We start from the raw sequence: 12,865 nt of genomic DNA, 5'->3' as shown, positions 1-12,865 counted from the left end.
TGTTTCAATTACAAAAGTAACAAATTAAATTTTAGTTAAAACATTAAATAATAGTTTATTGAACTTTAATCAATTCATTTAAATTATAGAAGTTAAATGAATAATTCACAAAAAAATCAAAACATTATAAGTAAGGATTATAAATTACTCTGTGATAAAAGTAATATCGGCATCAGTTCGTTTTTCTACAAATTCATAAGTTAAAGTTCTCTCTAAACCTTCACCAAGTGTAAAGGGAGGGACAAATCCTGTCTTTGAAACTTTACCTGCATCGAACTGAGTGGTAGCACAAAACTTTTTTACACGTACGCTGCTGACACTTAGCTTCTTTCCTGAAATTTTTGCTAATATATCAAAGCCATATCCTCCAAGCATTCCTAGCGCTAATGGAATTTTTGTAGTGGGTATTTTTTTATCCAACACTTTACTGATGTGCAATACCAATTCATTCATGGTAAAATCAGGTTTGTCGATATAATTAAAGACATTATAACCTACAGATTTATTTTCAATTAGAAATTTCATAAAACTTACAATATTCCCTACGTAAGCCATCGATTTTTGATTGTTTCCATTGCCGATCATCATAAACTTTCCGGAACTGATCTGCTTCAATAAATTGTAAACATTACCACGATTTCGCTCACCAAAAATCACCGTCGGTCTGAGAATATTTACATTTTTGGAGCTATCATTTTTATGCCATTCTTCTAAAACCTGTTCGGCTTGCCATTTGGTAATCCCATATTCATTAAAAGGATCGACAGTATGGTTTTCATCAGGATTTTTTTTATTTAATCCATAAACCGCTACTGAACTTGTAAATACAATTCGCCTTATGTTATTGTCATCCATCGCTTCCAATACATTTTTCATACCTTGTACGTTGACATCATAATACAAAGTTTTTGGAGTAACATCATCACGATGCTCTGCAGCCAAAAGAACAACTAAGTCTTGTCCGGCTAATTTTTGAGAAATTGCTTCTTTGTCCAAAACATTGGCAATAGTTGTTATGTTATTGTAGAAGGGGCTTTTTTGCTTGTCTATATTTGTAAGGATGTTATTTTCTGATTTTTTAAGTTCTTCTATGAGCCTTGAACCTACAAAACCTGATCCTCCGATGATTGTTATTTTCATGAGTTTAAAGAATTAGTATTTGAATATTTGGTAAATTATAGAGAATCATACAATCAATTTTTCGTGTTTTGATTTGCAAATTGTTCTTCAACAATTTCTTTTAGACTCTTTTTGTTTTTTTCCCAAGAGAAATTTTGTTTAATAAGATTTCTCGCATTATTGCCTATTTCATTTCGAAGCAATGGATTGGAGTACATGAGTTTGACAAATTCAATATGTTCTTCAGCTGTTTCTGCAATCAGAAAATCTTTCTTATCGACACCTCCAATAGGATTCGCCGCCAGTGAGGAAAGGATGTTGACTTGCCCTAAAGCCATAGTTTCAAGAACTTTGTTTTGAATTCCTCCGCCTGTTTGCATCGGTGCAACAACTGCTAAACATTTGCTCAATAAATCGTAAGGATTGTCCAAATATCCAGTAACTTCTATATTTTTATATTGATTTTCAAGCTTCAGGATGCTTTTACCGGGTGAACCTCCGACTATGTAAAATTTCACCTCAGCAGGTAAAAAAGGAAGTACGTTTTTAGCATACCATTTTACCGCATCGATATTGGGTGGATAATCCATTTTACCAAAAAATGCTATGGCGTTTTCAGGCGTATTTACCAAATCATAATTATACAATTCTTCCTTTACACCATTGGGCATTAGTAAAGAATTTCCATATTTTTTCCAATATTCTGTTTCTTCTTTATTTACTAATAAAGAAGCATTGGCCTGAGAAATAATTTCTTTTTCATATTTGTGTAATCTATGCGATTCTATGGAATAAATATTTTTCCACAAAAATGATTTTGTTTTACTTATTGCACGGGCATAACCCAATGCATAAGAGTCTACTGTATCGAAAATAATTACTGAATTTGATTTTCTTGGCTGATTTAAAACATATTCCGTTGTACGGGTAAGGCTTGGGACAATTATATCTGCTTCTCTGATTATTGACGCAAGTTTTTTATGAACTGAATTAAATTTATAATAAGAGACCTGAAGAGGATTTGAACTAAACAGCAAACCTTTCAGCGTATTCCAATAAAATCTCCATTTTGGAAAAGTAAAATATAAATAGTGCTTTGAGTGCTTTTTTAAGAATTCTATATTTTCATTATTCTCAGGCTCATCTGTTACAATGATGACAGTTAAATCATAAAGTTCAGATAGGATTTTCACCAAATTATATGTCTTTATTTTATAGCCGCTTATCGGTGGAGCTGGAGTTCTGCTAAGAAGTAAAACGCATTTTTTTTTTTGTATTTCAGATATCATAGGTTTGGGATTCTAGATGCATTAATCAAGAAAAAAAGAGTAGGTCGCTCGGTCGTCAAAAATAGTTCTATAGTAAGAAAACCCTGCTTTGTCCTTGGTATTGTTATTCACATGTACAAACAATGCCATGTTGTATGCCAGAAAAGTTATGTAGATGAAATTTTTGAGAGCCGCATTTTCTTTCAATGCAAAAATCATTCTCGGAACCATGAAGGCTATAAAAATAAGATAGAAATTTGGAAGCCTTAATGCAAAAATACCACCGCCAAAAAAGAAATACATGGCAACTCCAAATATGTAAAGGTTTCGGAAATAAGGATAGTAAACGTCATTTTCTGATGCCTGCTTATCAAAAAGCACTACTGCCAATACGGTCAAAACTTTAACAATTACTCCCAGTAAACTACTTTCTGCACTTTGAAGCCCCTGAGTATTATAAGCATCATATTTATCCCCTATACCGAAAGGTAGAAGTTGTAATAGTCCATCTATCAATAAACTAACACCTGTTAAACTTGCAATTATTGCTAGACTTATAGTGATGATAACCCAATTTCTGTTGAATTTGATCAAAACAATCCAATATGCAAAAACAAATACGATGGATGATTTATGCATAAGAAATGCTAGTACCATGCAGATTAAAAACGGATAAAGCTTCCTGTCGATTATATAACGGACAGAAAATATGGTTATAGCATTTGCCAGTCCTTGCCGGACTTGAATCTGATCTTCATAAAAGTAAATGGAAACCATATACATCAGCAATCCTAAAAATACATATCCACTGTATTTAAAAATGGTGGAAGTTTTTAAATAAATTGATACTATGGCTAAAATGAGCACAAAACTTCCATACCCCAGACCTATGCTACTGATTATCTTATTAATGTAAAGATATCCAACTTCCATATCTAGTTTTTCTGACAAATCGGATAAAGCTCCAAAACTAACGATTGCCGCTCCTTCAAATGTATTCCAATAAGAAATCCAGTCAGGACTGATACCCCAAGCCAGACCAGCCGTTAAGATCATAATTGTCACAATGGTATAATACCAAGGTTTGCTTACTTCCTGATTCCCATACATTTCGTAGAGAGTAGAAAAAAGTATAAGTACAAATATGAGGAGATATATAAAACTCATGAGTGATTACAAAACAGCTATCAGTTTTTTATTTATTAGCGCCAATAGATAAAAAACTTTCTTTTTAAATGGCAAAGAAAATAAATAATTTTTATTAAATCTTTTATAGAATAGAATTTCAGTTTTTTTTATGTCAAATTCATTCATTTTGTTCCATAGAACATCCAGCATTTCAGATTTTAATTGTTTGTCTTTCACATAAGCGACATATGCCAAATAACAATAAAATCCCTGAAAGATTACAAAACGTCTCATTTCATTTTCAAAATTACTGTAATTACTTTCTGAAAAAGAATCTTTTACATTATCAATTGCTATGTATATATCAAGTCCTTTTTTTGTATGGGTTTTGGTAATGGAATCTTGTCTTTCGAAATATTTATAAAACGGTTCATTTATTTTTGCCAATACCTTAGATTTCAAAATAAGTTGAGGAATGAGTTCTATATCTTCAAAATGAATTCCTTTTTTAAATCTATGATTTTCAAATAATTCTTTCTTAAAAATTTTATTGCAGGCAAAGCATTCCATTTCTCCAAAAAAAGTACAATCATCTTTCAAACTCATCTTTTCCGGAAGCTGCGGCGACTGAGTCATTTTACGAAATGAAGTTCCATTTTCATTCACTTTCTCCAAATCACAAATGACCATTTCTGCATTGTGTTTTTGAGAAAGCAGATACATTTTTTCAAACATCTGCTTATCTACAAAGTCATCACTGTCTACAAATCCTATGTAATCGCCCTCTGCTCTGTCTATACCAAAATTCCTTGCATCGCTCAGACCTCCATTTTCTTTCTGGAAATTTCTGATTTGACTATATTTTGACAAATAATCATCTATAATTTTTTGAGAATTATCTTTTGAACCATCATTGACAATTATGATCTCAATGTCTTGTAAAGTCTGATTTACTAATGAATCCAAACATTTTTTCAAGTATTTCTCAGTATTGTAAACCGGAACTATGACAGAAACTTTCTTCATAAATCTTCAAAAATCTTATTATATTTATCAAGTATTACACCTTTAGCGAACCTGGAGCGGATTGATTCTTTAATTATTTCTTGAGGATGCGTTTGGTTTACCAATTCTGAAATCTTTAATGAAAATCTTTCAGAATCATTTATATCACAGATTTCTCCATTGACTTCATTCTGTATAATTTCTCCGATGCCACCCGGGCAATCATTTGCAAGCGCATACGTGCCACAGGCTCCTGCTTCTAGCAATACATTGGGAAAACCTTCATAACGGGATGACAAAATAAACAAATCTGCTTGCTGCAAATAAGGAAATGGATTCTCTTTTATCCCCAGAAATTCAACATTTTTTAGATTGGAATTTTCTTTTTGTTTTAACAGTTCCTCTTTTTGTAAACCATCCCCTAAAATATGTAATTTGATATTGGTTTCTTTCAGTTTGTCAAATACTTTTAACAGAAGATCAAAGCCTTTGCGTTCTGACAAATTACCAATTGCAACAACATTTTTAAATTCACCTGAATAATGCTTTTCTTTTGAATTTAATCTGGATTCAATTAATTCAAAATCTACGGGATTATTGATCTTGACGATTTTTTCTGATTTTATTCCAATATTTTTAACCAGATCATTTTTCATATCATCTGATTGAGCGATTATTTTATGGAAATTATTGTAAAATCTATAAAAAAAACGAATTTCTTTTCTTTTTACGTGTTGTGAAACTACATTAGTTTCTCTTGCTATAAATTTTGTTTTTCTAAAAAATGGTATCAATGGCGATATGAATGCTGATATTTCACCCCAGCCTATAAATACAAAATCGGGTTTTATTTTTTTTAGTGTTGGGATGATTTTAAAAATTGAATATCTAATTCTTGAAACATTTAATTCTATGATTTCAACATCTTTTGCAAGATCATTCAAGTAGAATCCTTTTTTTTCAAATAGAATTAACTTAGGAGTGTATTTATTTCTATCCAAATGATTTATGATAGTAGTGATGACACGCTCTGCACCACCCTGTCCCAAATCCGGTAAAATAAAAACTATCGTTTTCGTTTTTGAAAGCATCTTGTTAAATGGTTCATAGGGTTAAGTTACATCTATTATTTCTTCAATTTTCCTGACAGAGTTTTCCAATGTAAAAGGCTGTACAAAATTAGCAATTTTGTTTTGATAAGATTTCCCTAATTCTGGTTGAGTCAAAACTTCTTTCATTCCTTTGTAAATTCCTTCTTCCGAGTTTTCTATAATTAATCCTAAATTACCATTATCAAGCATATCTGCTGCGCCCGAAACATCTGTCGAAACAATTGTTTTTTGAAGTGTGATGGCTTCATAAAGAACTGTCGGGAATCCTTCATATCTGGAAGATAAAATGAATGCATCTGCATTTTTGATGTAAGGATAAGGATTGTCAACAAATCCAATCATGGTAAAAGTTTGTGAAACACCCAAATCTTCTGCAATTTTTTGTGTTTTGTCAAAATCGGGACCGTCTCCGATGATGAGAATTTTATGGTGCAACCCTTCATCAATTAATTTTTTATGAACTTTGATCAAACGATCAAAACCTTTTTGAGAATCAACTGTTCCAATTCCCACAAACGTGTATGTCGAATCATCAAATTTATATTTTTCAGCAGATAGGAGAGATTTTCGAGAAAATTCACTTGTATCTAACGGGTTGTAAATCCTTATTATTTTTTTTCGCTGGGTTTCATTTTTTGCTAGATCTTCAAAGGTTTGTTTGATTTTGTCGGAAATGACCATGATTTTATCATAACCAAAAAACTTTTGAATCCGTTGCGGCGGGAAGTTTTTCAGGCTCGAAAGGTCATTATGTATCCAAATAATTTTCCTGGAATTTTTATGAGGGCTTTTAAGCATTTCTTCCAACAAATTATGGTTTGCTGCAATTTCTACATCATACTTTTTACCTTTCAGTATTTGATTGTAAATAATTGCGGGAAAAGTTTCCAATAATTTAAAATAAAGTACTCTAAATGCTTTTATCGGAATTTCGTGCGGTTTATTGGTCGAGATGGAGCCGGCATTTATGATATGTTTAATGTTCACCCAATCCGGGATTTCGGGTAAATACTTACCATATCTGTTGTTGAGCAATAAATCAACTTCATATTTGTCTGAAGATAAATTTTGCAGTAATATCGTCAACACTTTTTCAGCGCCTCCGTGTCGGAGTGAACCAATGCGTATGAGTATTTTTTTTTTCATTACTTGGATTTCCTTAGGTAAAAAGCACACATGTCTCCTCTTTCAGTTTTATTTAATTCGATAGATTTTTGGTTAAAATTTTTAATTTGTTGAATTGTAAAAACTGACTCATCTTTTTTGAAGCTATAAGAATCATCGCTGACCAATGGTATGTTTTTTTGGTATTGCTCACTACCCCAAAACTGAAACGCTCCTGAATCGTAGAAAACATTGAAAATTTCAAGTCCTGCTTGTTTGGAAAGTAATTCCATACTTTTCCTGGAGTGTAAAAATATGTGTCTTGGAGCATCCAGCTGAACCCAATTTTCTCTGTATTTTTCCCATGCATCAGAGGATGATGTAGGAATTCTAATCATACAGGTACCATTATCATTTAAAATATCATTTATTTTTTTAAAAACTGTCAATGGATTTTCCATGTGTTCAAAAGAATGATTGAGCATTATAAAATCCCATTTACCCGTTAATTCTTCGATGTTTTTTTTGTATATTTTTACGTTAGGAGTGATTATATCATCTTTAAGGTAAGGGTCTATACCTGTCAGGTTTTTACATCCCATTTCTTTTAATGAAAATAATAGTTTACCGTTTCCACAACCAATATCGAGAATAGACATATTTTTATTTAAAGCTGCTATATTTAATGGTTTGAATATATCGGTAGGGTAAATTTTATTTAAAAAGTATCCCCATAAGCTATTTTTAAATACAGCATATTCATTGCGTTTATGAGTAAGGGCTTCTTTTAGATTTTGTTTCCCTGATTGTGCAGTTTTTACATTGAAACTATAATAGTTTTGAGGATAATAATCAGATAAATTATTGGGAATCTCCTCTATCTGGAGGCATTCACATTCGGGACATTGAAAATACAAAAACTCATCTCTCATCCCAAACATCATTTCCCGAACATTGTAAGGGTGTAGATTCTTTTCATTACCACATATTCTGCATTGTTTCATATATTTAAGTTTGGGATTTGATTTTATAAAAATAATTCTCCTTTTTGAGTTATTTGTTTTCTATTGATTTTATAAATGTAAGGCATTTTCAATATGACATCTGAGAAGATTTTTAAATCCCATTTTACACTATTAAAATTGAATTGAACGATATGTTTTGCCAAACTAGTCAAAAACAAATAGCTTACATGCCAGAAGACTGAGAAAGATGATTTGTTGACATCAGTCAAGAGGCTGTAATATTTGGTATGCCAAGGTCCGAAATGTCTTTTTTGTGAAGATTCTTTTCGGATTTTCTCCATGTCATAATCTCTATAATGAAATGCTTTTGCTCCTTCTACAAACCCAAGTTTATAGTCAAAATAGTTCACACGTTTTACATAGTCTACATCTTCACCATAATGAGAGAACAATGGGTTGAAACCACCAATTTCCCGGATGGTTTTTATAGGTAAAAGCCATAGTGCTGCATTTATAAAATCAGCATTGATTAGTCGCTCTGATTGTGCATCAAAGTGCTTAAAAGGTGTATTTTTAATGTAGCCTGTAAATAAATTTTCTATCTCGTTATCATTTTTGAAATGTACAGGACTTATTATTCCAAATTCTGAATTTGACTGTGCTGCTTTAATTAGTTTTTTTAAGTTTTTTTCATCTATCGCAGCATCTTGATTTTGGAGAAAAACGTAGTCAAAATCTTCATCTATCGCTATCCTCATACCTAAATTATTCGCTTTTCCAAATCCGAGATTTTCTTTGGATTCGATCAAGTGTACATTTGGATATTTTTTCTTTATAATAGAACAAGTTTCATCTCTGGAAGCATTGTCGATGACTATAATTGTGAAATTCTCAATATCATACAACGGAGGTAAACAAATATCTACCCATTTTTTTGCATTATAAGTTACTATAATTATAGCGGTTTTGGTTGAGTATAGATTCATGACAAAGGATATAATTTATTATACACAAATACACATGGAATCATGATTAGAGCTAATATTTTTAAATTAATTTTCTTTAAATTGGCTATTAAGCTTTTAAATGAGGAATCTTTAACGTTGAGTCCGTAATAAAGGTATTTGAATAGTTGTTTCAGAATAGGAATAGGATGGGTTGTAAAATATTGTTCGTAATAACTTTCCAGGAAATTCAAATGATTGACCATCAATCCAAAAGCATATTTTTTCAGCTTTCTTGCATTGGTATTTGAGGCTTGATCAATTTCATCAAAATGATACGTGTAAACAATATCATTTACAAAACGGGTTTTGAATTTGGAATCTAACACATAGTTCCAAAAATCGGGAAGATACCCTCTTCCCCTGTACTGTTCCATATTCAAGCCCAAACTTCTTACAGCAGCATTTTTTTGCATACCTGCATGGACTCCTTTTACTTTGTCATGATTTTTCATTAAAAAAGCTGTAGTATCCAATGGATTTTTAGGGAAATCAGAACCATTTATTTTTCCATTATCATACTTGAGTCTCCCTATAACTGCACACATCGTGGGATCATCTTTTATTTCCATCATGTGGTTATACAAAATCTCAATTGATCTGGGAGGAATTGTGTCATCAGAATCTACTCTAAAATGATAGTCAGTTTTCACCAAATTAAACGCCCTGAACATAGTAATCACTTTATGAACGTTTTCATGCCAATGGTATTCAATATCTATTTTACCTTCCTGCTTAAAACCTTCTATGACTTCTTTTGTGTTGTCAGTAGAACCATCATCCATGACCAGCCATACAAAATCTTTAAAAGTTTGGTTTACGAGTGAATCATATAATCGGGGTAACTTATCTGCTCGATTGAAGGCCGGAGTGATGATGGTAACTTGTTTATTCATTGGTAGTTTAATTTATGATTCCAAGATTTCTATTACCTGGTTGTATATCAATTCTTTTTGAAATTTAAGATAAGCTTTTTGTGCCCCCACTTGGAGCTTACTTACATATTCTTCATCTGTAAGAAATTTCTTCATAGCCTCATAGATTTCTTGTTCAGTGGGGTGTATAAGCATTCCATCTATATCATTATCAATCATTTCATTTATACCGCCCACGTCAGTACTTATAATTGGCTTTGCCAGGCACAAAGTTTCACCAATAATCAAGGGATACGATTCAGTTTTTGAAGGAAGAATAAAATAATCTGCTGCTTTGATGTACGGGTAAGGGTTCTTTTGAGTTCCCAGAAGTTTAAAAGAATCATGAATTTTTAAATCTTTGATGAGAGCTTCCACTTCAGGTCTGAAATCTCCATCTCCGATTACAATGATTTCATGTTGTAGTCCTTCGTCCAAAATTCTTTTGTGAACTTTTGCGAGATCATCGAAATTTTTTCTTTTTTGCAATCGTGCTACCGATATAAATTGTGGTATTTGATGATTTCTCTCAACGGTAAATTCTAATGATTTTTTATTGACAAGGTCTCCATCAATTACATTGTAAATTACTTTTCCTTTTGGAAAATCTATATCATAGAATTCTTTAATAACATTTCGGGTTTGCTTAGAGCCAAAAATCATAACATCATATTGCTTCATCCAGGAAATGAACTTTAATGCTAAATTCTTTTCTACAAATCTGATGTCTGTATGAAACCAGCCTACTTTCTTTGATTTTTTATTGGGTGAATTTAAAATGTCTTCCAATTCTGTGTAGCTGGATGCAATTTCGACATCTATATCATTTAACCCAAATTTGTCATAAAAGGTTTTAGGATATTTTTTATAATATCTCAATTTGAGATTCCTCAAAACCAATTGAATGAATTTAATGATTTTATTATCACTAAAACTCTCTCTTCCTTCAGTCAAATGAAGAAATCTTACATGTTTTGGGATACTGTTTATAAGTATTCCCTGTTTTAAATTAACTAAAAAAGTTATGTCAAATTTATCTTGGGGCAGGTTTTCTAAAAAGTCAAGAATAACTTTTTGCACACCCCCCATTTCAAGTGAACGAAGTCTGAATAATATTTTTATTTTTTTATGCTGGTTTTTCATCGGTGAGTAAAATTGTTTGTCTTTTTTTTCTAAATTTTCGGCGGATTTTATGATTCAGAGGTTCTTCTACGTAAAGAAATAATAGGATAGAAAATAAATTTAATACAATAAATAAAAATAAAATATTATCCCAGATATCTTCTTTAATGTAATTAGCAATAAAACCTTTATGAATGAGATAAAAAATATAGGAGCTCTTTCCCAGTAACACAAATAACTTTGTGGATAGGATATCTTTTATCCGGTTTTTTTCATTTATCAATCCCCAAAATAGTGGCATAATTCCAAATAGTGTCAAAAAAATCATTTTGATAAAGGATTCTAATGAATCATCTAACTCTAATCTATCTAAATACCTATGTGTCAATAAAAAAAATAATATCATTACCGACCCAAATGTTGTAAAAAATAATTTTGTGTTGGTTTTAAATTTTCGAAGCATCAAAGCCAGCGTTACTCCTGCGAAAAATTCAATGAAATACAAGAATATGTTTTGATGTAAAAATCCTCCCGTTCCTCCTATATTTTTAAAATTTTCATGCAGAACAGTTCCTCCAAAAACTATGACAGACAAAATAATTATAAGCCACATTGTATTTTTCTTTATTAAAATAAATAAAAATGGAGCTATTACGTAAAACATTTCTTCCAATGTAAGCGTCCATGCTTGCTTAACGCCCGTCAAATGATAGTCAAAAAATATTGTTTTGGTAAGTGTGTAGTTCAAGAACAATTCGGTGCTTAAATTGTCGGGGATATCTTGCCTTATAAATAATGTATTGATGTAAACAAGAGTTGTAATAATAAAAAACATGGGATAGATTCTCGCAAATCTGTTTAGCATGTATTGATTGAAATCTATATTGATTTTCTCATAATATCTGTAGGTAATCAGAAAACCGCTCAGTACAAAAAACATATCGACTCCAATATGAAACCCGTCGGCCAAAATCTTGTATATCTGAGGCAGACTTTCGTTTTTAAATGGAAAGAAATGATAGACAAAAATCATCCATGCTGCAATTGCCCGAAATCCGGTCAAAGCAGGAAAAAATGCAGTATTGACCTTGTCCGAATTCATTCTTCTACATTTGCTCCGTTATTCTTATATTGTAATTTAAATTTTTCTATCCATTTTCTAAATTCATCCTTATTTAGTTTTTCATCAAAAAACCGTTCAAAATAATCTGTAGAAAAGTCTTGCGGATAATTTTGAATAGAATCAAATTTGCCGTGAAGCCATGCTTCATTCATTGTGTAATTAAAATAATTTACATCAAACTCAAATCCATATTGATGATATGAGTTTGTAGAAGAAGATTTGAATGTGGTTTTCATATATTCCTGATGCGTTCTGGCAATCAAATTTTTATTCTTTTTATATTTATGAAACCAAACTGCTGCATTGCGTAATTGTTGTTTTTCATCCACTTTTCCGTAAGCGTCTTTCCATATATACAACCAATAATCTTTGTGATATAATCCCATCAAAATTGAATTTATCGCCCAGTACTGGAGCTTTGTGCTCTTGTTTGCAAGTTTAAGTTTTTTAAGAATCGAGAATGCTTTGTACTTATTGTACATATATACGTCCATCACAAAGTGATTTGATGTAAACAATTTTTTAGGGACAGTCCTATCTAATAAATTAGAGATCTTTTCGATTTTTAAGTTATAATCGTCTTTAAAATTTCCAAGCCAGCCAAGCCTGACCAACTGGATTTTATGACTCTCCATGCTAGATATAACTTCATCTATATCTATTTTTTTAGTAAACCAGACATCATCTTCGGTCATCAATATATAATCATCTGATTTTTTCACCTGCTCCATCCACATATCAGTAGGGATCTTCATGCTGTCTATAGGTTTTCCATTAGAGATATTCTGCTCTACAGAAATGGATTTTGCTTCATAGTTTCCAGAGCAAATAACTTTAACTGAAGGATAAATTTGTTGTATTTTTTCTAAATATTTTTTGGGTGTCCCATCATCTAAAATTATCACAGTATAATTTCCTGAAACATTTTGGAAAATGCTATTTATACATCTATCCAAATAATACGCACGGTTGTATGATTTTATAAATATGTTTAGCATATG

At 31.4% G+C, this 12,865-nt stretch carries 12 protein-coding genes; all 12 read right to left on the bottom strand.

Going from position 1 to position 12,865, the window contains the following annotated elements; all coding sequences use genetic code 11:
- Positions 1-144 precede the first annotated feature (144 nt).
- The gene (locus B8977_RS08050; RefSeq protein WP_084017181.1) at positions 145-1,140 is read right to left on the bottom strand and encodes an NAD-dependent epimerase/dehydratase family protein; all 996 of its coding nucleotides are present in this window, start codon (positions 1,138-1,140) and stop codon (positions 145-147) included.
- Between the two features lie 53 nt (positions 1,141-1,193).
- On the bottom strand, positions 1,194-2,408 hold the full coding sequence (locus B8977_RS08045; RefSeq protein WP_084017180.1) for a glycosyltransferase: 1,215 nt from the start codon (positions 2,406-2,408) through the stop codon (positions 1,194-1,196).
- A gap of 21 nt (positions 2,409-2,429) precedes the next feature.
- Positions 2,430-3,497: an EpsG family protein gene (locus tag B8977_RS08040; RefSeq protein ID WP_159447472.1), complete on the bottom strand. Its 1,068-nt coding sequence runs from the start codon at positions 3,495-3,497 to the stop codon at positions 2,430-2,432.
- Positions 3,498-3,560: 63 nt separating this feature from the next.
- Positions 3,561-4,541, bottom strand: coding sequence for a glycosyltransferase family 2 protein (locus B8977_RS08035; RefSeq protein WP_084017178.1), 981 nt, complete (start codon positions 4,539-4,541; stop codon positions 3,561-3,563).
- A complete protein-coding gene (locus B8977_RS08030) occupies positions 4,538-5,611 on the bottom strand; it encodes a glycosyltransferase (RefSeq protein ID WP_084017177.1) in 1,074 nt (357 codons plus the stop codon). The genes B8977_RS08035 and B8977_RS08030 overlap by 4 nt, the downstream gene beginning before the upstream one ends.
- A gap of 21 nt (positions 5,612-5,632) precedes the next feature.
- Complete coding sequence (locus B8977_RS08025; protein WP_084017176.1) at positions 5,633-6,778, bottom strand: glycosyltransferase; 1,146 nt, start codon at positions 6,776-6,778, stop codon at positions 5,633-5,635.
- Complete coding sequence (locus B8977_RS08020) at positions 6,778-7,740, bottom strand: class I SAM-dependent methyltransferase (protein WP_084017175.1); 963 nt, start codon at positions 7,738-7,740, stop codon at positions 6,778-6,780. Before B8977_RS08020 ends, B8977_RS08025 begins: the two co-directional genes overlap by 1 nt.
- Before the next feature lie 23 nt (positions 7,741-7,763).
- Positions 7,764-8,687 (bottom strand): glycosyltransferase, encoded by a 924-nt coding sequence (locus B8977_RS08015; protein ID WP_084017174.1) that lies wholly within the window; start codon positions 8,685-8,687, stop codon positions 7,764-7,766.
- The gene (locus B8977_RS08010; protein WP_084017173.1) at positions 8,684-9,601 is read right to left on the bottom strand and encodes a glycosyltransferase family 2 protein; all 918 of its coding nucleotides are present in this window, start codon (positions 9,599-9,601) and stop codon (positions 8,684-8,686) included. Before B8977_RS08010 ends, B8977_RS08015 begins: the two co-directional genes overlap by 4 nt.
- Before the next feature lie 12 nt (positions 9,602-9,613).
- Positions 9,614-10,708 (bottom strand): glycosyltransferase, encoded by a 1,095-nt coding sequence (locus tag B8977_RS08005; protein ID WP_084017209.1) that lies wholly within the window; start codon positions 10,706-10,708, stop codon positions 9,614-9,616.
- Positions 10,709-10,745: 37 nt separating this feature from the next.
- Positions 10,746-11,843, bottom strand: a complete 1,098-nt coding sequence (locus B8977_RS08000) for an acyltransferase family protein (protein WP_084017172.1) — start codon at positions 11,841-11,843, stop codon at positions 10,746-10,748.
- Positions 11,840-12,862 carry a glycosyltransferase gene (locus B8977_RS07995; RefSeq protein ID WP_084017171.1) on the bottom strand — a complete coding sequence of 341 codons (1,023 nt, stop codon included), beginning with the start codon at positions 12,860-12,862 and terminating at the stop codon, positions 11,840-11,842. Before B8977_RS07995 ends, B8977_RS08000 begins: the two co-directional genes overlap by 4 nt.
- Positions 12,863-12,865 lie beyond the last annotated feature (3 nt).

The organism is Moheibacter sediminis (assembly GCF_900176425.1).
In the GTDB taxonomy this organism is placed as follows: Bacteria; Bacteroidota; Bacteroidia; order Flavobacteriales; family Weeksellaceae; genus Moheibacter; species Moheibacter sediminis.
This window is presented reverse-complemented; position numbering and strand designations above follow the sequence as displayed.

Excerpts from the sequence above, each read along its gene's own strand:
- B8977_RS08050 (WP_084017181.1), bottom strand. The coding sequence starts at position 1,140 with ATGAAAATAACAATCATCGGAGGATCAGGTTTTGTAGGTTCAAGGCTC.
- B8977_RS08045 (WP_084017180.1), bottom strand. The coding sequence starts at position 2,408 with ATGATATCTGAAATACAAAAAAAAAAATGCGTTTTACTTCTTAGCAGA.
- B8977_RS08040 (WP_159447472.1), bottom strand. The coding sequence starts at position 3,497 with ATGTATGGGAATCAGGAAGTAAGCAAACCTTGGTATTATACCATTGTG.
- B8977_RS08035 (WP_084017178.1), bottom strand. The coding sequence starts at position 4,541 with ATGAAGAAAGTTTCTGTCATAGTTCCGGTTTACAATACTGAGAAATAC.
- B8977_RS08030 (WP_084017177.1), bottom strand. The coding sequence starts at position 5,611 with ATGCTTTCAAAAACGAAAACGATAGTTTTTATTTTACCGGATTTGGGA.
- B8977_RS08025 (WP_084017176.1), bottom strand. The coding sequence starts at position 6,778 with ATGAAAAAAAAAATACTCATACGCATTGGTTCACTCCGACACGGAGGC.
- B8977_RS08020 (WP_084017175.1), bottom strand. The coding sequence starts at position 7,740 with ATGAAACAATGCAGAATATGTGGTAATGAAAAGAATCTACACCCTTAC.
- B8977_RS08015 (WP_084017174.1), bottom strand. The coding sequence starts at position 8,687 with ATGAATCTATACTCAACCAAAACCGCTATAATTATAGTAACTTATAAT.
- B8977_RS08010 (WP_084017173.1), bottom strand. The coding sequence starts at position 9,601 with ATGAATAAACAAGTTACCATCATCACTCCGGCCTTCAATCGAGCAGAT.
- B8977_RS08005 (WP_084017209.1), bottom strand. The coding sequence starts at position 10,708 with ATGGGGGGTGTGCAAAAAGTTATTCTTGACTTTTTAGAAAACCTGCCC.
- B8977_RS08000 (WP_084017172.1), bottom strand. The coding sequence starts at position 11,843 with ATGAATTCGGACAAGGTCAATACTGCATTTTTTCCTGCTTTGACCGGA.
- B8977_RS07995 (WP_084017171.1), bottom strand. The coding sequence starts at position 12,862 with ATGCTAAACATATTTATAAAATCATACAACCGTGCGTATTATTTGGAT.